General features: G+C 69.3%; 28 protein-coding genes and 2 pseudogenes. 15 read left to right on the forward strand and 15 right to left on the reverse strand.

Translation table 11 applies throughout. The features are described 5' to 3' along the window. Positions 1-14 precede the first annotated feature (14 nt). The gene (locus tag ACZ6ZQ_RS02415) at positions 15-2,996 is read left to right on the forward strand and encodes a hybrid sensor histidine kinase/response regulator (protein ID WP_469766666.1); all 2,982 of its coding nucleotides are present in this window, start codon (positions 15-17) and stop codon (positions 2,994-2,996) included. Positions 2,997-3,143: 147 nt separating this feature from the next. On the opposite strand, the gene ACZ6ZQ_RS02420 is transcribed toward ACZ6ZQ_RS02415, so the two are convergent. Both ACZ6ZQ_RS02420 and ACZ6ZQ_RS02425 read right to left on the reverse strand, forming a co-directional pair. Then, positions 3,144-5,639, reverse strand: a complete 2,496-nt coding sequence (locus ACZ6ZQ_RS02420; RefSeq protein WP_469766667.1) for a SpoIIE family protein phosphatase — start codon at positions 5,637-5,639, stop codon at positions 3,144-3,146. A 106-nt stretch (positions 5,640-5,745) separates the two neighbouring features. Continuing rightward, positions 5,746-6,054, reverse strand: a complete 309-nt coding sequence (locus ACZ6ZQ_RS02425; RefSeq protein WP_469766668.1) for a DUF6381 family protein — start codon at positions 6,052-6,054, stop codon at positions 5,746-5,748. 246 nt (positions 6,055-6,300) lie between these two features. Between ACZ6ZQ_RS02425 and ACZ6ZQ_RS02430 the strand changes: the two genes are divergently transcribed. Beyond that, positions 6,301-6,726 (forward strand): CBS domain-containing protein, encoded by a 426-nt coding sequence (locus ACZ6ZQ_RS02430; protein ID WP_469766669.1) that lies wholly within the window; start codon positions 6,301-6,303, stop codon positions 6,724-6,726. A gap of 151 nt (positions 6,727-6,877) precedes the next feature. Here ACZ6ZQ_RS02430 and ACZ6ZQ_RS02435 read toward each other — a convergent pair whose 3' ends face one another. Beyond that, on the reverse strand, positions 6,878-7,228 hold the full coding sequence (locus tag ACZ6ZQ_RS02435; protein WP_469766670.1) for a PRC-barrel domain containing protein: 351 nt from the start codon (positions 7,226-7,228) through the stop codon (positions 6,878-6,880). 81 nt (positions 7,229-7,309) lie between these two features. On the opposite strand from ACZ6ZQ_RS02435, the pseudogene ACZ6ZQ_RS02440 reads away from it, so the two are divergent. After that, positions 7,310-7,485, forward strand: a pseudogene (locus ACZ6ZQ_RS02440) (plasmid stabilization protein); the annotation flags it as partial. Positions 7,486-7,672: 187 nt separating this feature from the next. Here ACZ6ZQ_RS02440 and ACZ6ZQ_RS02445 read toward each other — a convergent pair. The 3 genes from ACZ6ZQ_RS02445 to ACZ6ZQ_RS02455 all read right to left on the reverse strand — a co-directional run bounded on the left by ACZ6ZQ_RS02445 (position 7,673) and on the right by ACZ6ZQ_RS02455 (position 9,350). Further along, a complete protein-coding gene (locus ACZ6ZQ_RS02445) occupies positions 7,673-7,867 on the reverse strand; it encodes a hypothetical protein (protein WP_469766671.1) in 195 nt (64 codons plus the stop codon). A 188-nt stretch (positions 7,868-8,055) separates the two neighbouring features. Beyond that, a complete protein-coding gene (locus tag ACZ6ZQ_RS02450; protein WP_453660524.1) occupies positions 8,056-8,478 on the reverse strand; it encodes a DUF350 domain-containing protein in 423 nt (140 codons plus the stop codon). A gap of 194 nt (positions 8,479-8,672) precedes the next feature. Then, positions 8,673-9,350: a helix-turn-helix transcriptional regulator gene (locus ACZ6ZQ_RS02455; protein WP_469766672.1), complete on the reverse strand. Its 678-nt coding sequence runs from the start codon at positions 9,348-9,350 to the stop codon at positions 8,673-8,675. An 83-nt stretch (positions 9,351-9,433) separates the two neighbouring features. Here ACZ6ZQ_RS02455 and ACZ6ZQ_RS02460 point away from each other — a divergent pair, with 83 nt between their 5' ends. Then, positions 9,434-9,871: a hypothetical protein gene (locus ACZ6ZQ_RS02460; protein WP_469766673.1), complete on the forward strand. Its 438-nt coding sequence runs from the start codon at positions 9,434-9,436 to the stop codon at positions 9,869-9,871. A 132-nt stretch (positions 9,872-10,003) separates the two neighbouring features. Continuing rightward, positions 10,004-10,228, forward strand: a pseudogene (locus ACZ6ZQ_RS02465) (trehalase-like domain-containing protein); the annotation flags it as partial. On the opposite strand, the gene ACZ6ZQ_RS02470 reads toward ACZ6ZQ_RS02465, so the two are convergent. Together ACZ6ZQ_RS02470 and ACZ6ZQ_RS02475 are read right to left on the reverse strand one after the other, a co-directional pair. Beyond that, positions 10,130-10,441 (reverse strand): hypothetical protein, encoded by a 312-nt coding sequence (locus ACZ6ZQ_RS02470; protein ID WP_469766674.1) that lies wholly within the window; start codon positions 10,439-10,441, stop codon positions 10,130-10,132. The pseudogene ACZ6ZQ_RS02465 and the gene ACZ6ZQ_RS02470 overlap by 99 nt on opposite strands. Before the next feature lie 216 nt (positions 10,442-10,657). Next, entirely contained in the window at positions 10,658-11,047 is a 390-nt protein-coding gene (locus ACZ6ZQ_RS02475) for a VOC family protein (RefSeq protein ID WP_469766675.1), read from the reverse strand. 194 nt (positions 11,048-11,241) lie between these two features. On the opposite strand from ACZ6ZQ_RS02475, the gene ACZ6ZQ_RS02480 reads away from it, so the two are divergent. Then, on the forward strand, positions 11,242-12,129 hold the full coding sequence (locus ACZ6ZQ_RS02480) for a LysR family transcriptional regulator (RefSeq protein WP_469766676.1): 888 nt from the start codon (positions 11,242-11,244) through the stop codon (positions 12,127-12,129). Positions 12,130-12,539: 410 nt separating this feature from the next. Beyond that, positions 12,540-12,914, forward strand: a complete 375-nt coding sequence (locus ACZ6ZQ_RS02485) for a VOC family protein (RefSeq protein ID WP_469766677.1) — start codon at positions 12,540-12,542, stop codon at positions 12,912-12,914. A gap of 205 nt (positions 12,915-13,119) precedes the next feature. Here the strand turns inward: ACZ6ZQ_RS02485 and ACZ6ZQ_RS02490 are convergent, their stop codons facing one another. Next, complete coding sequence (locus tag ACZ6ZQ_RS02490; protein WP_469766678.1) at positions 13,120-13,620, reverse strand: maleylpyruvate isomerase N-terminal domain-containing protein; 501 nt, start codon at positions 13,618-13,620, stop codon at positions 13,120-13,122. A gap of 994 nt (positions 13,621-14,614) precedes the next feature. Here ACZ6ZQ_RS02490 and ACZ6ZQ_RS02495 point away from each other — a divergent pair. After that, entirely contained in the window at positions 14,615-15,187 is a 573-nt protein-coding gene (locus ACZ6ZQ_RS02495) for a GNAT family N-acetyltransferase (protein WP_469766679.1), read from the forward strand. A gap of 280 nt (positions 15,188-15,467) precedes the next feature. Here ACZ6ZQ_RS02495 and crcB (ACZ6ZQ_RS02500) read toward each other — a convergent pair whose 3' ends face one another. The 4 genes from crcB (ACZ6ZQ_RS02500) to ACZ6ZQ_RS02515 form a co-directional block, all read right to left on the reverse strand. Next, complete coding sequence (crcB, locus tag ACZ6ZQ_RS02500; RefSeq protein WP_469766680.1) at positions 15,468-15,839, reverse strand: fluoride efflux transporter CrcB; 372 nt, start codon at positions 15,837-15,839, stop codon at positions 15,468-15,470. Beyond that, a complete protein-coding gene (locus ACZ6ZQ_RS02505; RefSeq protein ID WP_469766817.1) occupies positions 15,836-16,174 on the reverse strand; it encodes a DUF190 domain-containing protein in 339 nt (112 codons plus the stop codon). The genes crcB (ACZ6ZQ_RS02500) and ACZ6ZQ_RS02505 overlap by 4 nt, the downstream gene beginning before the upstream one ends. A 97-nt stretch (positions 16,175-16,271) precedes the next feature. Beyond that, positions 16,272-16,886, reverse strand: coding sequence for a fluoride efflux transporter CrcB (gene crcB / locus ACZ6ZQ_RS02510; RefSeq protein WP_469766681.1), 615 nt, complete (start codon positions 16,884-16,886; stop codon positions 16,272-16,274). Positions 16,887-17,265: 379 nt separating this feature from the next. Next, positions 17,266-17,616: a DUF190 domain-containing protein gene (locus tag ACZ6ZQ_RS02515; protein ID WP_469766682.1), complete on the reverse strand. Its 351-nt coding sequence runs from the start codon at positions 17,614-17,616 to the stop codon at positions 17,266-17,268. 264 nt (positions 17,617-17,880) lie between these two features. Here ACZ6ZQ_RS02515 and ACZ6ZQ_RS02520 point away from each other — a divergent pair, with 264 nt between their 5' ends. From ACZ6ZQ_RS02520 to ACZ6ZQ_RS02545, 6 genes are all read left to right on the forward strand, one after another. Then, entirely contained in the window at positions 17,881-18,222 is a 342-nt protein-coding gene (locus ACZ6ZQ_RS02520; RefSeq protein WP_469766683.1) for an ArsR/SmtB family transcription factor, read from the forward strand. 68 nt (positions 18,223-18,290) lie between these two features. Continuing rightward, entirely contained in the window at positions 18,291-19,952 is a 1,662-nt protein-coding gene (locus tag ACZ6ZQ_RS02525; protein ID WP_469766818.1) for a SulP family inorganic anion transporter, read from the forward strand. Further along, complete coding sequence (locus ACZ6ZQ_RS02530) at positions 19,949-20,359, forward strand: pyridoxamine 5'-phosphate oxidase family protein (RefSeq protein ID WP_469766684.1); 411 nt, start codon at positions 19,949-19,951, stop codon at positions 20,357-20,359. Before ACZ6ZQ_RS02525 ends, ACZ6ZQ_RS02530 begins: the two co-directional genes overlap by 4 nt. Beyond that, a complete protein-coding gene (locus ACZ6ZQ_RS02535; RefSeq protein ID WP_469766685.1) occupies positions 20,359-20,781 on the forward strand; it encodes an ATP-binding protein in 423 nt (140 codons plus the stop codon). Before ACZ6ZQ_RS02530 ends, ACZ6ZQ_RS02535 begins: the two co-directional genes overlap by 1 nt. A gap of 27 nt (positions 20,782-20,808) precedes the next feature. Beyond that, the gene (locus ACZ6ZQ_RS02540) at positions 20,809-21,222 is read left to right on the forward strand and encodes an STAS domain-containing protein (protein WP_469766686.1); all 414 of its coding nucleotides are present in this window, start codon (positions 20,809-20,811) and stop codon (positions 21,220-21,222) included. A gap of 36 nt (positions 21,223-21,258) precedes the next feature. Then, on the forward strand, positions 21,259-21,480 hold the full coding sequence (locus tag ACZ6ZQ_RS02545; protein WP_469766687.1) for an alkylphosphonate utilization protein: 222 nt from the start codon (positions 21,259-21,261) through the stop codon (positions 21,478-21,480). A gap of 322 nt (positions 21,481-21,802) precedes the next feature. On the opposite strand, the gene ACZ6ZQ_RS02550 is transcribed toward ACZ6ZQ_RS02545, so the two are convergent. Continuing rightward, positions 21,803-22,222: a BlaI/MecI/CopY family transcriptional regulator gene (locus tag ACZ6ZQ_RS02550; RefSeq protein ID WP_469766688.1), complete on the reverse strand. Its 420-nt coding sequence runs from the start codon at positions 22,220-22,222 to the stop codon at positions 21,803-21,805. Positions 22,223-22,570: 348 nt separating this feature from the next. Then, positions 22,571-22,921, reverse strand: coding sequence for an STAS domain-containing protein (locus tag ACZ6ZQ_RS02555; protein ID WP_469766689.1), 351 nt, complete (start codon positions 22,919-22,921; stop codon positions 22,571-22,573). A gap of 404 nt (positions 22,922-23,325) precedes the next feature. On the opposite strand from ACZ6ZQ_RS02555, the gene ACZ6ZQ_RS02560 reads away from it, so the two are divergent. Continuing rightward, positions 23,326-23,676, forward strand: coding sequence for an ArsR/SmtB family transcription factor (locus tag ACZ6ZQ_RS02560; RefSeq protein ID WP_469766690.1), 351 nt, complete (start codon positions 23,326-23,328; stop codon positions 23,674-23,676). The last annotated feature ends 91 nt before the right edge of the window (positions 23,677-23,767 follow it).

A 23,767-nucleotide genomic window follows, 5' to 3' on the forward strand; every position in this document is an offset into this window, starting at 1 on the left:
ACACGAGGTCGGCGATGGACGCATCCGGTCACTCTCGGCCGCACCCGCGGGACCGAGCCCTGGAGAACGCCCGGCCACCGGCGGCACTGAGCGAAGAAGGACTCAGGAAGCTCCTGGCCGGGCTCACGGACGTACGCGACGGAGATTTCTCCGCCCGGCTCCCCGACGACGCCGTCGGCATCATGGGCGAGATCGCCGGGGTCTACAACGGTATGGTCGACCAGCTCTCGCTGGTCACCTCGGAAGTCACCCGGGTCGCCACGGAGGTCGGCGGCGAGGGCCGGCTCGGCGGCCATGCCCGGGTCAAGGGCGTCGGTGGCGTCTGGCAGGAACTCACCACCGGCGTGAACACCATGGCCGACAACCTCACGTCCCAGGTGCGGTCGATCGCCCAGGTCGCCTCGGCGGTCGCGCGCGGCGATCTGACCCAGAAGATCCGCGTCGACGCCCGCGGCGAGATCCTGGAGCTGAAGGAGACCATCAACACGATGGTCGAACGGCTCTCCTCGTTCGCCGAGGAAGTCACCCGGGTGGCCCGCGAGGTGGGCACCGAGGGCGATCTGGGCGGGCAGGCGACCGTACGGGGCGTGTCGGGCACCTGGAAGGACCTCACCGACAACGTCAACTCCATGGCGACCAACCTGACCAACCAGGTCCGCAACATCGCCCAGGTCACCACGGCCGTCGCCCAGGGCGATCTGACCCGCAAGATCGACGTGGACGCCCGCGGGGAGATCCTGGAGCTGAAGACGACCATCAACACGATGGTCGACCAGCTGTCGTCGTTCGCCGCGGAAGTCACCCGCGTCGCCCGGGAGGTCGGCAGCGAAGGCCGGCTCGGCGGCCAGGCCGAGGTCGAAGGCGTCTCCGGCACCTGGAAGCGGCTCACCGAGAACGTCAACGAGCTGGCCGGGAACCTCACCCGCCAGGTCCGCGCGATCGCCGAGGTGACCAGCGCCGTCGCCGAGGGCGACCTGACCCGGTCCATCGCGGTCGAGGCCCCGGGAGAGGTCGGCGACCTCAAGGACAACATCAACTCCATGGTCGAGTCGCTGCGCGAAACCACCCGCGCCAACGAGGAACAGGACTGGCTCAAGACCAATCTGGCCCGGATCTCGGGCCTGATGCAGAGCAGCGGCGACCTCACCCGGGTGGCGGGGATGATCATGCGCGAGGTGCCGCCGCTGGTCTCGGCCCAGTACGGCGCGTTCTACCTGGCCGAGTACGGCGAGTACACCGAGGACGGCAACGGCCCCGAACTCGTCATGATCGCCTCGTACGGGGCGCCGGCGGATCCGGCCGGGCGCCGCCCCGTCCGCTTCCGGCTCGGCGAATCCCTGGTCGGCCAGGCCGCGCTCAGCCGCCGCACGATCGCCGTGGACGATCTGCGTCCCGGCTTTGTGACGATCTCCTCCGGACTCGGCTCCGGCGATGCCGCGGCCCTGGTCGTGCTGCCGATCCTCGTCGAGGACCAGGTGCTGGGCGTCCTGGAACTCGCCGCGCTGCGCCCCTTCAGCGGCATCCACCGGGACTTCCTCGACCAGTTCATCGAGACGGTCGGCGTCAACGTCAGCTCGTTGATCGCCCACGCCCGGACCGACGAGCTGCTGGAGCAGTCCCAGCGGCTCACCGCCGAACTCCGCGCGCGTTCCCAGGAGTTGCAGGCCCGGCAGGAAGAACTCCAGCGCTCCAACGCCGAGCTCGCGGAGAAGGCCGCCCTGCTGGCCGACCGCAACCGGGACATCGAACGGAAGAACCTGGAGATCGAGCAGGCCCGCCAGGAGCTGGAGGAGCGGGCGAAACAGCTCTCCCGCACCTCGATGTACAAGTCGGAGTTCCTCGCCAACATGAGCCATGAGCTGCGCACCCCGCTCAACAGCCTGCTCATCCTCGCCCAGTTGCTCGCCCAGAACCCCGACGGCAATCTGACGGAGAAGCAGGTCGACTACGCCGAGGTCATCCACTCCGCCGGATCCGATCTGCTCCAGCTGATCAACGACATCCTCGATCTGTCGAAGGTCGAGGCGGGCAAGATGGACATCCACCGGGAGCCGTTCTCGCTGCGCCGCCTCCTGGACCACGTCGAGGTGACCTTCCGGCCCCTGGCGAGCGAGCGGAACCTGGACTTCCGGGTGATCGCGGCGCCCGGAGTACCCGCCGAGATCACCACCGACGAGCCCCGTCTCCGCCAGGTGCTGCGCAATCTGCTCTCCAACGCCCTGAAGTTCACCGAGCGTGGCGGTGTCGAGCTACGGGTCGACAACGCCACGGACGACGAACTCCCCGCGCCGCTGCGCGGCGTACCGGTGGTCGCCTTCCGCGTACGGGACACCGGCGTCGGTATCGCGCCCGAGCACCTGGATTCCATCTTCGGAGCGTTCCAGCAGGGCGCCGTCACCATCGGCCGCCGCTACGGCGGCACCGGACTCGGCCTCTCCATCAGCCGCGAGGTCGCCCAGCTCCTCAGCGGGGTGATCGTCGCCGAGAGCCGGCTGGGTGAGGGCAGCGAGTTCACCTTCTACGTACCGGTCGGAAGCTCCCTGCCGGAGCGGCCCACTCCCGGGCTCGCCACCCGGGAGGCCCGGCCGGGCGGGGAGTCCCAGCCGGTTCACGACGCGACGCTCGCCGGGCGGGTGATCCTGATCGTCGACGACGACGCACGGAACGTGTACGCGCTCACCGAGATCCTGGAGGCGGAAGGGGCGCTGGTGCTCACGGCGGACGACGGACGGTCCGGCATCGAACTGCTCACCGCGCACCAGGAAGTGGACCTGATCGTGATGGACGTCATGATGTCCGGGATGGACGGCTACAGCGCCACCGCCGCCATCCGCAAGCTGCCGCGTTTCGCCGACGTGCCCATCATCGCCGTGACCGCCAAGGCCATGCCGGGAGACCGGACCAAGAGCCTGGAAGCCGGGGCCAACGACTACATCACCAAACCGGTCGACGCCTACGACCTGGTCGCGCGCGTACGCAGCTGGCTGAAGCGCTGACCTGCCGGTGCCCGGGCGTATCGGGTGGCAGCGCCTCACGCGGCGTCCGTGCCGTTCGCGGCGCCAGGGCCGCACCCGGCGTGGGCGCGGTATGCGGCGTGGGGGCGGTGCGCGGCCTCACGACACGCGGCCTCACGACACGCTGCCTCACGACACGCGGACGACCACCAGGCTGGTGTCGTCGTCGGTGTCCCCGGTGACCGAGCCGAGCAGGCGGTCCGTCCGCTCGTCCAGGCCGCCGGGGCCGAGCCGCTCCGCCGCACGGCGGAGATTCGCGAGGCTCTCGTCGAGCGCGGTGTGCCGGCGCTCCACCAGACCGTCCGTGTACAGCATCAGCGTGTCCCCGGGCTCGAGCGCGGTGCTCGACTCCGTGTACTCAGCCTGCGGCACCGCGCCCAGCAGGATGTTCCGCGGCGCATCCAGGAAGTCCGCCTGCCCGGCACGGAGCAGGAGCAGCGGCAGATGCCCGGCACTGGCCCAGCGCAGCGACCGGTCCGCGGGGTCGTACAGCGCACACACGGCGGTGGCCGTCGGGTGCCCGTGCGTGTGGAGCGTGACCTCGTTGAGCCAGGCCATCAGCCGCCCCGGCGCATGACCGGTGAAGGCCAGGCCGCGCAGCGCGTTGCGCAGCGCCACCATGCCCGTCACCGAGTCGATGCCGTGGCCGGCGATGTCGCCGACGGCGACCAGCACCCGGCCACTGGGCAGCGGCAGGACGTCGTACCAGTCACCGCCCACCCGGTACTCCTCGGCCGCGGGCCGGTAGCGGGCCGCGACCTGGAGGCCGGGCAGCCGATGCAGAACGGGCACTTCGGGGACGATCGCCTGCTGCAACTGGAGAACGATCTGATGACGCAGCGCGGCCTGCGTCTGTGCGGCGGTCAGCCGGTCGAAGGTCGCGCTGAGCGCGATCTCCGTGTGGTGCTGCGCCGAGACGTCCTGGTACACCCCGGTGATCCCGGTGAGGACACCGCCCGTCAGCAGCGGTTCCGCGGCGATCCTGACATGCCGCAGCCCGCCGTCCTCGCGGACCGCGCGGACCACGGTGTGCGCGCCCTCCCGGCTGCGGGTCAGCGCCGTGAGCAGCTCGGTCAGATTCCCGGCCTCGTCGCGGTGCAGATGCGGCGCGAGCCGGCCCAGCGGCACCGGGGGAGTGGCCGGGTCGAGCCCGAAGATCCGGTACGCCTGCTCGCTCCACCGGGACCTGCCGCTGATCAGGTCGTCCTCGAAGGCGGCCAGGTTCTCCAGCCGGCCCAGCACCCGCGACAGGGACATCCCGGGATCGGTGGCACCGTGCCAGAACACGACCGTCCGGCCGGGGCCGACGGGCAGCACCCGGACGTCGTGCAGCGGATCGGGGTCCCCGGCCCGGTGCTCGGCGGGCACCCTGGCCGCCCGCTGCGGGACCGCCGACTCGCGCGCCGCCTGCGCGAGTCGTACGAGATCGGCGTGCATGGCCGGGAACACCTGGGCGAGCGGGCGGCCCGCCGGGCCGTGCACCGGGCCCGCGGAGTCCAGCGCCGGCCGGTTGAGGTGTTCGACGTGCAAGGTCCCGGTGTCCGGGTCCGCGCGCAGGGCCATCGCCGGATGCGTCAGCAGATCGAGGAGCGGGGCAAGTACGGCGGGCTCCGCGGGGTCGGGCGCGCCCACGTCCAGGATCCGTGCGGCCGGGACCGCCAGACCGGTCAGCGCCCGCTGCACCGGCTCGTCCAGGGTCATGGGGCCCGGCCAGTCGGCGAGTGCCAGCCCGGTCACCAGCCCGCGTTGCCGCAACGGCAGTACGGCCCGGGCCGCGGCCGGAGCGGGCCCCGGCAGCCGCTCGCCCTCCGGCGGGCCGGACGGCAGCCACACGGGGGCGGCCTCCGTCAGCACCCGGTGCAGCGGACTGCCCGCCGCCGGCGGAATCCACCGCCAGTGCGCGGCCTCCAGCGAGTTCACTCCCGCCTGCCCGGCCAGCTCGAGACAGTCCGTCCCCGTGCGCCGGAACAACCACAGGCCACGGACGCCGAGCGGGCGCATCCCGCCGTCGAGCAGGGTCTCGGCGATCTCGTCGACCGTGCTGCCGCTCTGCGCGGCGGCCTCCGCGGCAGCCTCGATGTGACGGGCCCTGCGCGCGTCGGCCCGGTTCTCGTCGGCCCGGTTCTCGTCGGCCCGGTTCTCGTCGGCCCGGTCCGCGTCGGCCCGGTCCGCGTCGCGCCTGTCCGCATCGAGTGCTGCGTCCGCGCTGTCGACGGCGTCAAGGGCGTCGGGGGTGCCGGGGGTGCCGACGGTGCGTGGGGCGGTCGGGGCGTGCCCGGCATGCGCGCCGCTCCGTGCGTTCGTGGCCTGCTCGTCCCGCGTGGCGCTCTCGGCCTGCAGAGCGTTCTCGCCCGCCGCGCCCGCCGTCCCTGATGCGGCGTTGACGATGTCGGCGGCCAGATCCTCCGGGGGAAGACCGGTGGTCTGTGCCAGCTGGGCGAGGTGGTCGACGGCCTCGGCGGGAGTGAGGGAGAGCTGCGCGACAAGGACGCCCGAGGCCAGGTCGAGCAGATGGTGGCGCGCGACGTCGCGGCGCAGAGCCGCGAGTTCGGCGGTGAGCTGCGTGACTGCGGCGGCCAGCTGGTCCGGCCCCGGTTCGTTCCGTCCTCGATCGGGCACGGTCATGTCGTCTCCAGCGTGACGAACCGGATTCTACCCGGGCACAACGCTCCGGGCAGCGGACGGCCGCCCGTACCGGCGTGGGGTGTACGGGCGGCCGCCGAGCTGTCCGTCAGGCGCCGCGTGGCCGTTCCGGCCCTGGACGCTGTGGCCCTCGTGGGCCGTGCTGCCGCTGATGGTGGTGGTGCGTGGGCGCTCCCGGGGCGCCCGGAGTGCCGTGTGTGTCCTGCCTGTCCTGGGTGCTCGCGGAACCCGCGGCGCCGGGGCTGTCGGCGTCGTACTGCTGCCGCAGCTCCTCGGCCTTGCGGCGCAGCCGCGCCCGGTGTTCGGGGTCGTTGCAGCGGTCCGCGCCGCGGGTGAGCTCCTCGGCCATCGCCCGGAGCTGCTCCGGAGTCCTGACGGGTTCACCTGCTGTGGTCATGGCTCCTCCTTCCGTGGCCGGACGCCTGTAGGCGTCGGGCCCGGGGCCATGAGCCAGGCAAACACGACCGGGTCACCCTCGCATCCCCGCTTGTCACGCGGCGTGACGAACAGCCCTTCTACCTGGGGTGATGCCCAAGGGAAGTCCCTGTGTCCCCGGTTCGACCGGGCGCAGACCGTGCATTTCCGGATAACCGGGTCCGGCGCGGGCAGGCGCGGTATGCCGGCAGCGAAGGGAGTGAGAGCCATGACGCAGCTCGTGAAGGACGTGATGACGAACGGAGTGCTGGCACTGGCTCCCGAGGCAACGCTCGTCGAGGCCGCCAGGCTGATGCGGGACAGGGACATCGGAAACGTGATGGTCGCCGACGAGGACCGGCTGCTCGGCGTGCTGACGGACCGTGACATCGCCGTGCGTTCGGTCGCCATGGGCCACAACCCGCACATGGTGCCGGTCCGTTCCGTGTGCACCCCGGACGTGCTCACCATCGGACCGGACGTGGACACCGCGGAGGCCGTGAGGATGATGCGGGTGCACGGGGTGCGCCGGCTCGCGGTCGTCGAGGACGGCCGGCCGCTGGGTGTCGTCACGCTCGGGGACCTCGCGAGGGCCCGCGATCCGGGCTCCGCCTTGGCGCACATCAGCGCCGCGCCGCCGAACAGCGGCGCCTGAGCAGGGGCCTTCGGGTCCTGTCCGGGTCCTGTCCCGGTGGGCGGGGGACTCTTCCGGGACGGCTCCGGATCCTGGCCCGGGAACCGGACGCGACCAGGAGGCCGGGCAGCCGGGACACCCCGGGGCCTCAGGGCCTCACGGCCGCGGGGCCTCACATGTGGCGGTTCGCGTAGTACTGCTCGATGAGGCGGACGGTCATCACGTCATCGTCGTCCCGTCCGCTCTCGAAGTCCGGCGACTCCTTGATCTGCTCTTTCGAACAGTCCACGTGCACCGTCTCGTTCTCGTGGTCGATCCGCGTGACCACACCCGCCGGTACGCGGACCCGGTGGCCGAAGATCCACGGCCCGGTGTCCACGACGATGTAGGAGCGCCCGACGTCCTCGGAGTGCCTGTCGATCTTGCCGATGGCGCCGTCGGTCGCCTCGACCTTGTATCCGATCAGCTGCGCCCCCGGTGCGTGCCCCGCGGTCTCGGGGAAACCCCACATACCTGCACCCATGGCGATGTCCTTTCCTCCTGTGCTGCGGGTACCCGGTTCATGCTGCGGCTACCCGACACAGAGCCGCCGACCTGGGACGCGACGGTCAACAAGGAGCGCGCACGCAGCGGTGAGTCCAAGACAGCGAGCCGCACCTCGACCGAGGACATGTTCGTCGTCGCGGCGCGGCGGTCTGCGCTCCCACAAGGGCGCACAAGCCGACGGACGACCAGCTGTACGCAGTGGCCAAGAGCCGCAACATCGACGGCCGTTCCTCGTGCCGATGTTCCTGGGTCCGGAGTCCCCGGAAGGCCGTCCGTTGCCGCCGACCGCTCGGGCCGAGCGGCACGGACGGGCTTATTCCCTCGTGGTGTTTCCGGCGTGTGTGGCGCCGTACGTACGAAGCGTGACGAACGCCAACTGAGTGTGATTGCTGTGCTCTTGATGCGCGAGCCCACGCTCCCGTCAGGGCAGGTAGCGCTCCAGCGCCGCAGCGCCTTTCTCCTCGATCTCCTTGCGGGCACGTGCCAGATTGGCGGGGGTGGGCTCACGGCCGGACGCCATCACCAGATCCTCGGGATCGAAGGGGCGCTCCGATCCGGTGAAGTAACGCACCGGCCGCTGCCTGCTCTCCGGCTCTTCGCTCTTGTCCTGCGTCATGATGTGCCTCCGGGCGAATCCGGTGTCGAGCGACTGAATACCAGCATCACGCGGGATCCGGTGCAATGCAGCCCGGGGAGCACAAAGCGCCGGAATTCCGTCCGCCGACGCGACGGAAGGCAAGCGGAGAGCCACCCGGAGGTACCTCCGGAGAGCCACCCGGAGGCACACCCGTACCGTCCGTACCGTCAGGCGATCGACGCCGAGACGATCGCCGCCACCGCGAGATTGCACGACGCCGTCACCCACACCGCCGGGTGCGGCTCCGCCTCGACCAGCGTCGCTCCCAGCTTGCCCGGCGTCACCAGGTCCACCACCAGGAACGCCACGGCCATCAGCACGAGCCCCAGCACACCGAACGCGGCCGTCGACACCAGGCCCTTGCCGAAGTCGTCGTACGTCGTCCAGATCGACGTGAACACAATGCCGCCGATGCCCAGCAGGGCGGAGCTCAGCAGTACCGCCGCATTGCGGTTGCGCTCCTCCCAGATCTGCCGGCCGAGCTTGCCGGGCGTCAGCGCGTCCACCAGGACGATGCCGAGGATCAGCAGGACCACACCGAGGGCACCGTAGGCGGCGGCCCGGCCAAGTCCATTGACTATGTCGGTCATTGAGAAGCCAGCTCCGTGTCGAAGAATGATCGTGGTCAAGGCGCGGCAAAATGTATCGCACGGTGATCGCGCGAGGGTGAGGCAGGCAAGGCACTACCACGCCCGGGGGACGTGCAGAGCCCGCGAAGAGCCGACCCTCCGGTTCCATCAGCCGGAAGCCCAGCCATCCTCCATCTCTGCGGGGCTCGGTCTGATCAGGCGGCCGGCTGTAGTCGGACGCAGCATTGTCCGGGGCTGGGCGCCAGGCATGCCTCAAGTCCTCCCGTATCGAGCCCGCTGAGGGCGCCGCGCAGCAGGTGGAGGTTCATGCCGCACACCGTCTCGGTGTGCTCCTGGGCCAGCGTGTGGAAGGGGCAGTTGCCCAGAATGATGGCGTCCTCCTCGCGGCGTGGCTCGTAGCCGTACCGCTCCAACAGGTCGAAGACGTTCGTCGTGTTCTGCTCGCCCAGTTGCCTGCCGAGTTCTTCGGCCTTGCGGTGCAGCACCGTGCGCACGGGCTCACCCGTCGCGTCGGATTCCTCCACCGCTTGGGCGAGCAGCCGTCCGGCCAGCTCGTAGCGGCGGTCCGGCAGGTTGACGGCGACCTGCTTCGCCGAGCGACGGTAGAGCTTGGCCGGCCTTCCCGCGCCTGGCCCGGAGCGTCCGCTGCGGCGCTCGTAGACGACGTCGAGCAGAAATTCGTCGGCCAGTCGGTCCAGGTGGAACGCGGCGGTCTTCCGGGCCAGCCCGAGGGCGGCCGCCGCCTCGTCACGGCTGACCGGGCTCGGCTGGCGCACCACGTGGTCGTACAGCCTCCTGCGGGTCGGCTCGTCGAGAGCGGCGACGGCGGAGACGTCGGGGTCGCGTACTTCCTTCGGGGTGTCCACGAACACCAGTGTAAAACCTACGGCCATTGACTATAGACCGGATCGGCGCTTCTATTGCTAATGAACCTTGCCGATAGAAGGAGAGGGCCATGTCCTCCGTAACCACAAGCACCACCTCCGCCGCCCCGCGGAGGGCGGCGCTCACCGACCCCGGCTACCAGGCGTTCGTGATCCTGCGTACCGGCTTCACGGTGGCGCCGATCCTGTTCGGGCTGGACAAGTTCGCCAACCTGCTCGTGGACTGGCCCACCTACCTCGCGCCGTGGATCGACAACATCGTTCCTGGCAGCGCCCAGGCGGCCATGTACGCGGTGGGTGTGATCGAGATCGTGGCCGGCGTCACCGTGGCGCTGGCTCCGCGCTTCGGGGGCTGGCTGGTGGCGGGATGGCTGGCGGGCATCATCGTCAACCTGCTGACCATCCCGGGCCACTACGACGTTGCCCTGCGCGACTTCGGACTGCTTCTCGGCGCTGTCGCGCTGGCCCGGCTCGCCCAGCGCTACCACTCCAAGCGGCAGCAGCCGTGAACGGACGACGCGCGCACTGAACCCGTCCGGCGGGTGGAGCCTCACGGCACCACCCGCCCGACCGTGGTACCGCGTGGAATCGCGATCAGCTTCGTGCAAAGCGTGGAGCAGGCCCGATGAGATGGTGAAGTCATGGGAGCTTCTCCCAGAACCGATCGCCGTCGCCCAGTGGTTTCGCGGACCGATGGCTACGTTCCGCTGCGCGACTACGCAGTGATCGGCGACGGCCGGACCGCGGCACTGATCGCCCGCGACGGGTCAGTGGACTGGCTCGGCCTGCTGGATCTTGACTCGGCCGCGGTGTTCGGTGCCATGCTCGACGCCGACCGCGGCGGCCGGTTCCTCCTGGAACCGGCGGTGCGGTACCGGAGCGAACGCCGCTGTCTGCCTGGTACGAACGTGCAGGAGACCACGTTCGTCACCCCGCAGGGCCATCGTGCGGGTCACCGACATGCCGGCCAGGACGCGGCCCTCGGAGAGCCAGAAGACGGCCCGGACGCCTATCTCGCCGTGCCCGACCCGAAGAGTGCAGACCGTGACCCGTTCCTCGCGGTCATCCCGCTCATCCAACGCGGCTGGCGGATCGACCACCCCCGCTGGGGAGTTTTGGCAATCCAGTCCGCCGACGGGCTCGCCGGAGTGGCGTTCACCACCGGCGACCTCGATCCGGAAGCCGAGCTGACCACCCGCGACGCCCGCTGGCAGCTGTGGGCCGGCACCTCCATCGAGCGCCTCGCCTGGTACGCCACCGCCAGCACCAACACCGATGGGTCGCCGTGGGACTTCTCATGCGTCCTGCGGATACCAGCGCAGTTCCACAGTGTTGCCGTCCGGGTCCTGCACGTAGAGGGAGACTGCGGTGCCCTGGGCGCCGAAGCGCTCGTCGGGACCGTCCAGCACCGTGAAGACGCCGGAATCGATGACCTGCTGCCAGTCGAGCGGCTCGACCACCAGGCAGATGTGGTCGACGTTGGAGCCCTCCGTCCGCTCGGCGGGCGCCTTGACGAGGTCGATGATGGTGGTAGGGCTCACCCGCACGGACGGGAAGGGGGCCCTGCCGGCTCGCCACTCCTCCACCCGCACCGGCCTCAGGCCCAGAGGGCCGGTGTAGAAGGCGAGCGAACGCTCGATGTCGGCGACGGTGAGGACGAGATGGTCGAAGGCGATCACGCGCATGGGTATCTCCGCGGGGTCGGGGCGCCCAGGGCGCCGGTGGCGGTACAACGGGGCCGGCGGCTCCGGACCTCGCCGCTCCGCGGCGGATGGTCCCCGGCTGTCGTGGCCTGCCCTTGATGCGAGCATCGCCGAGCAGGCATTCATTGGTCCAACGCATGTTTGTCATCTGATCCAGCTCGTTTCACGATTGGCCAATGGATCTTCAGCAGATGCGTTACGTCCTCGCGGTGGCGGAAACCGCCAGCTTCACCCGCGCCGCCGAGCAGTGCCACATCGTCCAGTCCGCGCTCAGCCACCAAGTGGCCCGGCTGGAGAAGGAGCTGGGCGCCCGGCTGTTCGATCGGACCAGCCGCAGGGTGCGGCTGACCACAGCCGGGGAGGCGTTCCTGCCCGCTGCCCGCCAGTCCTTGGAGGCGGCCGAGCGGGCCCGGGCGGCGGTGGCGGCGGCCACCGGCGAGATACGGGGCCAACTGACCGTCGGATCGATCCCCACCGTGGCGGCCGTCGACCTCCCCGCGGTGCTTCGGGACTATCGCCTGCGCTACCCCCAGGTACGGATCAGTCTCCGGGCGGGCTCCAGCGAGCGGCTCCTCGATCAGGTGCGCGACGGCATACTGGACGCGGCATTCCTCGGCGTCCAGCCCGGCTTCCGTATGCAGGGCGTCCGTGACAAGGAACTTGCCCACGGGCGGCATGTCGCGGTGGTCGCCCCGGGCCACCCGCTGGCCACGGAACACGAGGTGGATCTCCGCTCCCTCGCCGAAGAGGTGTTTGTGGATTTCGCCGACGGCAGCGCCGCCCGCGCCCAGTCAGACCAGGCGTTCGCGGCGGTCGGCCTGCGGCGCGAGGTCGCCTTCGAGGTGTCCGGCGTCGAGCTCATGGTCCGGATGGTCCGCAATGGATTGGGCATCGCCCTGCTGCCCGCGACATTCACCGCCGAACTGCACGGGCTGCGGTGTGTGCCGATCACCAACGGGCCGGTACGGGTGGAGCGCCTCATCTGGAGCCGGTTCACCCCGTCACCTGCGGCCTCCGCTTTCCTCTCACTGCTGGGCGTCTGCATGCCGTCCCCGACGGCCTGACCGCCTCGGGGTTGCGCTGCCTCGAGTTTCGTAGAGTCCGGTGATCTTGTTTCAGGCGGACTGCGACGTGTGCTCCTGGCTTCGCCAGAATTTCCGTTCACGCCCGCGCCCGAGCGGAAGACCCACTTCGCCCCTGACTCACCCCATCCGTCAGTGCATCGCATACCCGGCCAAGGCGCCGACGAGCCACCCGCGATCGCTGTCCGATTGTCGTAGCCAGCAAGATCAAGTAAGGTCAGCCAACGTGAACACCGGACCGGCGCTACGCCACGCACAGATTGGCCACCCGGTGGAGGGCTGATCGCACAGCGGGTGCGCAGAAGGCACCCCCTCAGTTCGGCACGCGGACCTCCCAATGCTCGCGCATTGCGAGTCCGTTCTTCGTGTCCAACAACAACGAGGTCAGCTGAATGACAGTCACGTTCAACCACACCATCATCGCCGCCAAGGATCGCAACGAGTCGGCTCAGTTCTTCCGCGAGCTGTTGGAAGTCCCGGAAGCACCGTCCTGGGGCCCGTTCACCAACATCCAGCTCCCCGACGGCGTGCTGCTTCAGTTCGCCGAGCCGCCGGTGGAGATCCAGATGCAGCATTACGCGTTCCTGGTCGACGACGAGCTGTTCGACCGGGCGTATCGGCGGCTGTGTGATCGCGACATCGAGCACTGGGCCGATCCGCAGATGCGACGCCCAAGCGAGATCAACAACGGGCACGGCGGTCGAGGGGTGTACTTCAAAGACCCTGCCGGTCACGCGATTGAGCTGATCACCCGCCCGTACCTGTAGCCGAGGAAGTGCCTGGTTGGGCACCCGAAACGCGGCGCCCGACCAGGCAACCAACTGGCGAAACCCTACTGTTGCCTCAGCGGGCTGAAACGCCGCGATCGGCTCGGTGGCGCGTTCGCGGCGGGCCAGGGTGCGCATCACCGGAAGGAAGCCGTGACGAGCCACGGCGATGCGGGTGAGGCAGGCGGTTACCGCATCGGTGGCTTCAGCAGGCACCGACGGCGTGGGCGCCTCCAGACTGGCGGCGCGACAGGGCAAAGCTTGCCGGGAGGGGCACTAGATCGTCGAGGTGGGCCACGAGTTCCACGAGGCGGGTGAGCAGGCACTGATCGAGCGGGAGTACGTGTGCGAACACGCCGACAGGACGGTCGAGCGGCATGGTCGGCAGCTGCGCTGCGAGCCGGGCACGAGCAGCGTCGAGCTCCTCGGCCAGAGCCGCAGGTCCACCGGCCGCCTCCTGCTCGCCGAACGTTCGGCGAGGCTGACCTGGCCCGAGGTGACGGTCATCGCCTTGGCCCCCGCCGTCCACGCGGGCGTTGGCGACATCCGCGTCCAGAGCGCCGAAACGCTCGACCGTGGCGGCCACCGCCGCCGAGGTGGCCTCCCAGTCTGCGGCATCCGCGGTCAGCGTCAGAAGGTTCTCGGGCTGGTCGACCGAATCGGCGAGTGTACGCAGTCGTTGCGCGTTTCGGCCGGTGACGGCCACCCGGTGTCCGGAAGCCGCTCTGGAGATCCACGAGGATGGGCCAGCGGTCCAGCAGCCGCTTCATCTCATCGCGCGTGGCGAGGTACTGAACGGAGTTGTAGGGCACGATCAGGAGGCCGTCACTTTCCCTCACCTGGCCTTCATCGATGGCCAGGGGCGGTTCGTCGTCGCGACGACTGCCTTCCAGGAACGAGACTGCGATCTGGCGCATCCATCGCATCGCCGAGCCATCAGATACGTCGCTGCCCCTCAGTGCAGACGCATGTCTTTTCGTCCGTGCAGAATCCGCCCCCGAACCCGTGAACCGTCCGACAGTAGATCCTGAACAAAGCGTCATTACAGCCAGGGAGAAGGAATTCGTCGTCGGTGGGAGCGGTAGACCCGATCGGGCACGTATGCGTCGCCGGAGTGGTGACCGCTTGAGCGGTTCCGCTCATGACCAGACCGCTGAATACGAGCAACGCCGCTGTGACGACCACCCGCAGTGCTTGTGTCATACGGTGTCCATTCTCCGCGAAGTGGGGCAAAAGTTCTCGCTCAAGTTGCCCGCTCAGAGATGGGTCACTCAGCGGGTCACTCCATCGGAGTAGAAGTACACTCCATCAGCCGCTGATCGGCAGCGCTGCTGACGTTTGCGACACGCGCCCTCACCACATATGGACTGAGTCTCGGGGGACCAGAAGGAGGCCACAGGGCCGCCGCAACTGACGGCTGTCCGACGGCAAATCAGCGAACACTTGGTCGTTGTCGGCACGAAGCGAGCCCCCAAGCCTGTCGATCAACTCGCCTGAGAGGTCGTTAAGTCCGTTTCTGGTAGTGGCCTTACCCGGGTTGGGCGAGCAGTCGTGCCGTTCGCGGACCCTGAATGCCTGGTCAGGGTGCTGGTTGAAGGCGTGCACGATCTGCTGGTAGGCGGAGCCTTGGGTCGTGAGGACCGGATCGGGATCGGAAATTCGGTGCTCTGCCCGCCCCGTGAGGACCCAAGCTGGTGCGCATGACTTTGGCCACCCCCATACTGCACAGCGCTCGCCTGCGACTGCGCCCTTTCACCGACACCGACGCGGACCCCCTCTTCGCGCTGCACAGCAGCACCTACGTGATGCGCTACTGGGACTCCCCACCGTGGACCGAACGGGCCCGCGCCGAGCGCTTCATCGCGATGTGCCGGAAGATGGCGGACGAAGGCACCGGGGCACGGGTTGCCATCGACCGTGCTTCCGACGGGGCCTTCGTCGGCTGGTGCGTGCTGACCGGATGGAACCCGGACTACCGCAGCGCATCGTTGGGCTACTGCCTCGACGAGGCGATGTGGGGCCACGGCTACGCGACGGAGGCGGCGCACGCCTTGCTGCAGTGGGCATTCGACACACTGGACCTGAACCGAGTCCAGGCCGAGACCGATACGCGCAACGTGGCATCCGCCCGGGTACTGGAGAAGATCGGGTTCGTGCGTGAAGGGACGTTGCGGGAAGACTGCGTCGTGAACGGCGAGGTATCCGACTCGTGGGTGTTCGGATTGCTCAGGCGAGAATGGCGACCGGCGGCCCTGCCGATCCCAGCCCCCTGAGTCCGCTTCTGGTAGCGGCCTCGACCCGGCAGGGTGAGGAAGCGTTGACGGGTGAGGCGTCCGAGGCGGTCGGTGACGTTCACGCGGCCATCCCGAAGTCGTCGCGCCAGGCAGGAGTGGGCGTGGTGAGGCGGCGGGTCATGTTCGCGGTGGAGGCCCAGCGGGGAACAGCGGCGACAGTCGCGCTCCGGACCATGTCAGGGGCTCGGCAGGTCAGTTGCGATCCGCATACGGAGTCTTCCAACCTGGTGCTCCAAAGCCCTCGCGCCGTTGCTTGAAGTCACAGCCAAGTCAGAAGGGCATAACCGGCAGCTGCGGCGGCGAGGCCGACCAGGAGGCTGCCGATGGCGTTGAGTCCGGCCTCGGCGAGGGAGCCGTCTTCGAGGAGCCGGACGGTTTCGAAACTGAAGGTGCTGAAGGTGGTCAGGGCGCCGCACACGCCGACGCCCAGCAGCAGCATGACGTCGCTGGGCAGGCCGTGGGCCGCTACGGCGCCGGCCAGGGCACCGAGGATGAACGACCCGGCGATGTTGACGGTGAAGGTGCCGAGCGGGAAGACACTGTCGTGGCGGGCCTGGATGGCCTTGTCGGTGAGATAGCGCAGGGGCGCGCCGAGCATGCCACCGAGGAACACCAGGACTACGGCGTTCAATTGATCTGCTCCTCGGTGACGGGGGTGATTCCCGTGCTGCTCTGCGCGACGACTTGGACCGGTTCCAGTGTGATCAGTGCCTCGGGGACGACTTCACGGGCCTGGGGCATGAAGGCGCGGATGCGGTCCTCCTCGTCGATGATGACGACGGTCAGGGGGAGGTCTTCGGCGAGATCGAGCAGGCGGGTGGTGTGCACAATCGATGAGGTGCCGAAGCCCTCGAAGCCGCGGAAGACGCTGGCGCCGGAAAGCCCGGCGTGGTGGGCGCGGTGGACGATCTCGGTGTAGGCCGGCTTGTGGTGGTACTGGTCGCACTCGCCCAGGTAGATGGTCATCCGCAGGACCGGGCCGTTCAACGGCGGACGCGGCGGCCGTGGGGGAGGGTTTTCCTCGGGGTGGTGCCGGGGGAGGTGCAGGCTCATCACTGCCTCTTTACGGGACAGACCGCTTGGGTGGCGGGGTGGCCGGTCCGGCGGTCGGCGAGGGGGGTACTTGGCTGTGGCGGCTGGGGCCGCGGCGCACCGGCAGTCCAGCGGCCCGGCGGGCGGCCGCAATGCCGAGCCATACCGCGACCAGCCCGGCGAGAATGCTCGTCAGGGCGTAGGCGTCGGCCTTTGACCAGTCGCCTAGTGAGAGCAGGTGGTGTATCTCCACGGTGTAGGTGGAGAAGGTGGTGTAGCCGCCGAGGAAGCCGACGCCCAGGAAGGGCCGGACGTAGCGGTTGGGTGGCCACACCTCCAGGACGCAGACCATGAGCAGTCCCAGGGCGAAGCTTCCGGAGATGTTGGTGATGAAGGTGGCCCAGGGGAACCCGCCGGCCGGGGTGGGCCAGGCGAGGGCGAGGCCGTAGCGGGCGATGCTGCCCAGTCCGCCGCCCAGGGCGACCACCGCCAGGACGTCCGCCTGGCGGGAGCGTTTGGCTTTGGCCGGTGGCTGGGGAGGGGCCTGTGGTCCGGCGCCGACCTCGACGTCCGGGTCGACCGGCAGAACCTCCGCCGGCGGCGCTGCGTCGTCGCGGGGCCGGGCTGGGGGTTCTCCGCGTGACATCGTCCTGCTTCCTCACCGAGCTGCGCTTCTCCATGGACGGTGGACCGCGCGCCGCACTCTGCCGTCCTCGCGCTGTGCGTCGGACGCGAGGGGTGTCCGCAGGGCTGCGGCTGCTCCGGTTTGGCTGAGACGCTGTCCGGGACGGGCGGGGCATGATGTCCTCCTACCTGTGGGCGTGCCTGCGTGGCAGTCCAGGTAGGGACTGTTGTCGACCCAGGTACGCGGTCGCGGTTTCGGCGAGCCCCACCGCCATCACTGTCAGCCTACGCTGTCGACCTGGCGAGGACGAGGGGCGGAGCTGTCCCATCGGACCCGGTAGGGGACCTGCGGACAGCCGCGGTGAGCATGCGGCCGCGTGACACAGATGTCCTCATCGAGGTCAGCCCTCGCGGCTGATTCCGGTGGGCGCGACGTCGACCGGCTCCAACGTCGCCAGCATGTGCATGCCCACGCTCATGCGGTCCAGGCGGATCAAGAAGGCCTGCAGGATGACCATGTCGTCCACGAGCACGATCTCGACGGGAAGGTGCCGAACGACCGCGAACGGTCTCTCCTGCCGCAAGGTGCCGCCATCTCCGAACCCGGCGATAGCGGAGCGCACGCTCGCTCCGAGCAGGCGGCTCTCATGGGCACACAGGACGATCTGCTCGGCCGTCGGTGCCCCGTGCCGTGACGGACGCGCACCATCGAGGTAGATCGTCAGCCGACCGAACTGTGTTGGCGAGGCCACGGCTCCTCCTCAACCGACGGCGGTCGAGAGCACATCGTCCGGAGAAAACTGCCAGGCGACCGACAATCCCCGCACGCCCATCGGACCACACCTGACACAGGCCAGCAAGGATCCCCAGGCGGAGACCCTCGGTGGAGCGGCACTCCATGAATTGCGAAATTCTGCAATTCAATACATGCTGTGGGTGGCTGTGTCCGTAGGTAGCCGCGGGCACAGCACCAAGCGATACCCCTCCGTCCGAGGTTATGAGGAGAGTCCGAGACCGTGCCGGTTCCGCTGTATCAGGCCAAGGCCGAGTTCTTCCGGATGCTGGGGCACCCGGTCCGCATAAGGGTCCTGGAGCTGCTGCAGGGCGGGCCGATGCCGGTGCGGGAGCTGCTGACGGCGATCGAGGTGGAGCCGTCGGCCCTGTCACAGCAGCTGGCAGTGCTGCGCCGCTCCGGCATCGTGACGTCCACGCGGGAGGGCTCGACCGTGGTCTACGAGCTCGCCGGTGGGGACGTCACGGATCTCATGCGGGCCGCGCGGCGGATCCTCACCGAGCTGCTGGCCGGGCAGAACGAGTTGCTGGCGGAGCTGCGGGAAGCCGAGGTCGCGGCGCAGTGAGTGCGGTCTTCACCCAGGCCCTGGGCCGGGTGCGTTCCCTGTTGCCTGCGCGGGCGGACTTCGCGGTCATGGCGCGGAGCCCGCGCCGGGATCTGCTCGCGGGCCTGACGGTGGCGATCGTGGCGCTGCCGCTCGCGCTCGGCTTCGGCGTGTCCTCCGGGCTAGGGGCGGAGGCGGGACTGGCGACCGCGGTGGTCGCTGGTGCGCTCGCGGCGCTGTTCGGCGGCTCGAATCTGCAGGTGTCGGGTCCGACGGGTGCGATGACGGTGGTGCTGGTGCCGATCGTGGCCCAGTACGGCCCCGGCGGGGTGCTGATGGTCGGGCTGCTGGCTGGGCTGATGCTGATCGCGCTCGCCCTGCTGCGGGCCGGTAAGTACATGCGGTACATACCCGCACCGGTGGTGGAGGGCTTCACGCTCGGTATCGCCTGCGTGATCGGCCTTCAGCAGATCCCGAACGCGCTCGGGGTGGCCAAGCCCGAGGGCGAGAGGGTCCTGGTGGTGACCTGGCGGGCGGTGGAGGAGTTCGTACGCACCCCGAACTGGACCGCCGTCGCCCTCGCCATCGGCGTCGCGGCCGTGATGCTGCTCGGCGCGCGCCTGTGGCCCACCGTCCCGTTCTCCATCGTCGGGGTGATCGCCGCGACCGTGATTGCCATGGTGTTCCATCTGGACGCCGCAGCCCCGATCGGCGATCTGCCGTCCGGTCTGCCCGCCCCCTCGCTCGGCTTCCTCGACGTGAGCGCGGTCGGTTCACTGTTCGCCCCCGCGGTGGCGGTGGCGGCGCTGGCCGCGCTGGAGTCGCTGCTGTCAGCCACCGTCGCGGACGGGATGACGGTCGGGCAGCAGCACGACCCCGACAAGGAACTGTTCGGCCAGGGCGTCGCCAACCTGGCCGCGCCGCTGTTCGGCGGCGTCCCCGCGACGGCCGCCATCGCCCGTACCGCTGTCAACGTCCGTACCGGGGCGGGCTCGCGGCTGTCGGCGCTCACCCACGCCGGCGTCCTCGCCGTGATCGTCTTCGCCGCCGCCCCGCTGGTCTCGAAGATTCCGCTGGCTGCGCTCGCGGGGGTGCTGCTGGCTACCGCCGTCCGCATGGTCGAGGTCGGCTCGCTGCGCGCCATGGCCCGCGCGACCCGCTCCGACGGAATCGTGCTCGTCCTGACGGCGGTCGCCACCCTCGCCCTCGACCTGGTCTACGCGGTGATCATCGGGCTCGTGGTGGCGGGTGCGCTGGCGCTGCGGGCGGTTGCCAAGCAGGCCCGGATGGATCAGGTGGACTTCCGGCCGGATCTGCCCGGCGAGCACAGCGACGAGGAGCATGCGCTGCTGGCCGAGCACATCGTCGCCTTCCGGATCGACGGGCCGCTGTTCTTCGCTGCCGCGCACCGGTTCCTGCTGGAGCTGAGCGAGGTCGCCGACGTACGCGTGGTGATCCTGCGCATGTCGCGCGTCACGACCATGGACGCCACCGGCGCCCTGGTCCTCAAGGACGCGGTCGAGAAGCTCAACCGGCGCGGCATCGCCGTCATGACGTCCGGGATACGGCCCGGCCAGCGCCAGGTGCTCGACTCCGTCAGCGCTTTGGATCTGCTGCGGCTGGAGGGACGGGAGTACGCCACCACCCCGGAGGCGATCGCCGGGGCCCGCGCCCTTCTGCATCACGCCGGGGTGCTGCCAGGCGTTCCCGCGCAGTCTCCCGCCCCCGTCGCCGAGGAGGCTTCCCGATGACCGTCCCCGTCTCCCGTCGCATGGTCGAGGTGTCCGGCACCGAGGCTCTGTGGCTGCTCGAAGGCGCCGCCCAGGGGCGGCTGGTGTACGTCCAGCGCGAGAGCCCCGTGGTCCGCCCGGCCGTGCACCTCCTCCAGTACGGCCAACTGATCGTCCGCACCCCTGCCCAGGCAACAGCCCTCTCCGACAGGGCCGCGCTCACCTACCACGCCGATGAGATCCGCGTGGCCGGAGGCATCGGGTGGACGGTGACCGCCACCGGGCCGGCCGAGGTCATCACCGACCCCGACGAGGCCGCGCACTACCGCCGTACGCTGCCCGGCTGGGTCCACGGCCCGCACGACACCCTCGTACGCATCCGCCCCCAAACGGTGACCGGGTTCCGCCTGGCTCACGGGGAAGTCTGATGACCTCTCCGATGGAAGCCCTGCCTTACCGGCATGTGCTGACGCTGCCAGCCGAGGGGTCCGCCGTCCGGATCGCGCGCGAGACCACCGAACAGGTGATGCTCGAATGGGGCATCAGCCGTCGCCACCCCGCCGTGGACCCTGCCCTGCTGGTCTTGTCCGAATTGGTCACCAACTGCGTGCAGCACGCTGCCGTGCTCTCTCCGACCGTCACGGTGATCTACGCGGCCGGCCCGGACACATTCGCGTTCGCGGTCCACGACCGGCACCCCTACCAGCCCGCCTTGCTGCACGCTCATCTCGGACACCGCGGAGGCCTGGCCACAGTCGTCGAGCTCACTCTCGCGGTCGGCGGCACCGCGGTCGTCCGCGCGGACGCGGATGGCCGGGGCAAGAGCATCTGGATCACCCTCCCCCTATGAGAACCCCGTGAGATCGAGAGAGCGACAATGACCATCGAGTGGCGTTACACCACGCAGTCGGACTTCTGTGTCCTTTCGCTGTCCGGGTTTCTCGGCGCTGATGGGGTGGACCGGTTCAACGGTGCCGTGGGCTGGGCCCTGGCCCGTGGCACCGGGCCGGTCATCCTCGACCTCACCGAACTGCGCGGCTGGTCCGTCGGCGGCCAGCTCGCCGTCGCCCAGGCAGCCCGCCGACTCACCCAGGAGGGGCGGAGTCTGGAGCTCGCCGCGATACCCGCGGACGGCTCGATCGTCCCCGACGGCACCCACCCGCCGATCACCGTTCACTGCGACCTGGCCACGGCAATTGCGCCGTACCAGGACGTGAGCGGCCACACGCGTGAGTGGCACAGCGACGACTGGCCCGGCGCGCGGAATCCCGCCGCGCACGGCCAGATGTAAGAGAAGCACCGCAACGAAAGCAGGCAAGGAAAGATCATGAGCGATGTCGTGGTGAAGGACAGCAACGGCACCGTCCTGGAGGACGGCGACTCCGTGACGCTGATCAAGGACCTGAAGGTGAAGGGCACCTCCGAGACACTCAAGCGCGGCACCCTGGTGAAGAACATCCGCCTCACCAGCAAGCCCGACGAAGTCGAATGCAACACCAAGAAGGTCAAGGGCCTGGTCCTCAAAACCCAGTTCCTGAAGAAGGCGTAACCCACGATCCTCCAGAGGCGGTCTCCGTGGAGGCCGGGCTGCTGAGCGGCGCCCTTGGGCAGGAGGCGTTCGCTCCCATTGCCGCCTTCCGCGTGTTCCGGCCTTCCGACGGCCGGGGCACGTGAGCCACGGACCCGCGCCGAGAGGTGAGAGGCCGCAGGGCGTGCATGGCAGCCACCACCGGAAGCGTCCCGGCGCGTCCGGTCGTGTCAGGACGGTGAGGAGCCGGGGCCGAGGCCGCGAAGCAGGGAGTGGCTCCGACGACGGCCATGGTGGCGCTGACCGTGCCGGCGGGATGCCGGAGACGGTCGACGCCCGGACGCTAACGCCCCGCTTCTTCGGCGTCGTCGGGGGCCGGAGGGTCTTGGACGCCCTCTTGGACCTGGGGCTGAACGATGCGGATAGCGTCCTGGAGCGCCGCGCGCTGCTCCACCGACATCATGCCGAAGAAGGCGACAAGCGCCGCGGCGGGGTTGTCACTCAAGGACCAGGCTTCGTTCATCAGTGCGGCCGAGTAGGCGGCCCGGGTGGAGACCGCGGTATATCGATAGGCGCGGCCTTCGACTTCCCTGCGCACCCAGCCCTTCTGATGGAGATTGTCCATGACGGTCATGACGGTGGTGTAGGCGATGGAGCGTTCCTGCCGCAGATCTTCCAGCACTTCCCGGACCGTCACCGGCCGGTTCCACTGCCAGATGCGCGTCATGACCGCGTCTTCGAGCTCTCCCAATGGACGGGGCACGGTGCCACGATAGTGGCAGATGCCGGAACAGATGATTGGTTATCGACCTATTTCGCCTATGAATGAAGGCCATTGATCGCCGAGTGGCTGCGTCAGTTTCTGCGGGAGTCGTTTCGCAGTGCCCGTGATGACAATGAATGCCCGCCGACCATCTTCGAGGCTCTGACCGGGATCGCCATGCGTCGAACGGCCTGCCCGGTCCCGCCTACCTCGACCCGGCAGCCACCGGACCGCCGCTGGGGCAGCAGACATAGCCGTCATCCGCGAAACGGGAAGCTGTGATGTCCAGCCGCTGGTGCTGGGTGGCGCTTCGGGCTGCCCCTCCCCCTGCGACGGTCCGCGCGCGGGTCAGCCGGAGACCGGATTCTGGGCGTCGAGGGCGGAGTCCAGGTCTGCGTAGAGGGTCATCGAGCCGAGATGGTCGGCCCATGAATTCGTCACCTCCAGGCGGTCCAGACCGCACACGGCGAGGGGACGGTCACTGCTGCGCAGTCTGGTGGCTGCCTGTATGACCGCCATCTCTCCCTCGGCGCTCCACCCCAGCAGTTCGGTGAGGTCGAGGACGACGGTCCCCGTGCTGCGGGCCTGAACCCAGTCGAATCCGTCCGAGAAGCGGCCGACCGCGTTGTTGCCGAGGAACCCGGCGACACTCATGACCGCCACGCCACGCTGTTCTTCGACGCTCCAGCTGATGCTCATGGGCGGCGCCGCTCTCAGTGCTCGCCGTTGGCAGGCTTGTCGCTGCGCGCCGCGCGGGCGGTATGCCGGATCCAGCCGCGGTCGATGTCCATGCTCAGCATGCGCTGATGCCCGCAGCGCGGGCATGAGCCGTCTGGGGCGACGGCCGCGGGCAGGCACTTGAGTCGGCACGCAGGGCACTTGAGCAGAGCCCCGCCACCACGCAGTCGTGGGATTCGCACCCGAACCTCCCTCTCTGGACCTTCTGAATTGCTAATCTTAGCAATTCCAGAGGTCGTCACGTAGGTGTGAGGGCGCGAGGATGGCCCCATGGCGAAGATTCTTGGGTGGATGCGATCCACGGTGCAGGCTCGACAACGATCATCCGGCCTTACGGCAGCACGTCCGGACGCAGGGCCGGTTCGGTGAGCGCGCCGCTGTACCAACTGAAGGCGGAGTTCTTCAAGACGCTGGGACATCCGGTCCGGATCCGTGTGCTGGAACTGCTGAGCGAGCGTGAGCACGCGGTCTCCGAAATGCTGCCGGAGGTCGGCGTCGAGCCCGCTCACCTCTCGCAGCAACTGGCTGTCCTGCGTCGCGCCAATCTGGTCACAACCCGCAGGGAAGGTTCGGCCGTGTACTACTCGCTGACCAGTCCCCAGGTGGCTGAGCTGCTGAGAGTCGCGCGGTCGATCCTGTCCGGAGTGCTGGCGGGACAGGCCGAACTGCTCGCGGACCTGAAGGCGGCGGCGTCCGAGGGAGAACCGCGGACCTGAGCCATCCCAAGACCGGCGGCCGCCCTTCGGCGTACATGGACAGCGCTCTGCGCGGCGAGGGGCGGCAGCCTTCCACTTGTCGGCGAGTACG

Source organism: Streptomyces sp. NPDC053673, from assembly GCF_055585225.1.